1 protein-coding gene is annotated in these 255 nt (G+C 63.1%); it reads left to right on the top strand.

Annotation, left to right across the window (positions count from 1 at the left end; translation table 11 throughout):
• Positions 1–255, top strand: a 255-nt coding sequence (locus IB244_RS31785) for a DUF2950 family protein (protein ID WP_192307029.1), incomplete at both ends; no start/stop codon positions are given.

Here is a 255-nt window from a genome sequence, read left to right as displayed (position 1 = left end):
GGCGACGTCGATGGTCTTGCTGCGCTGCTCGGCATCGACGCGGCCAAGCTAAAGGCCAACGAGGATGCCATGAACACCTACCGGCAAATCCGCGAGGGCGCCGCAAAGCAGGTGGTCGTGGAGGACCAGGACGGCAAGAAGATCGTCGAGATCGGCGACAAGCTTTGGCCGCTCCCCTTCCCGCTCGCGAAACGTGGTGATGGCAAATGGGCCTTCGATACCAAGGCGGGCTTCGAGGAGATCCTCGACAGGCGG

This window comes from Rhizobium sp. RHZ02 (genome assembly GCF_014851575.1).
In the GTDB taxonomy this organism is placed as follows: Bacteria; Pseudomonadota; Alphaproteobacteria; order Rhizobiales; family Rhizobiaceae; genus Rhizobium; species Rhizobium altiplani.
This window is presented reverse-complemented; position numbering and strand designations above follow the sequence as displayed.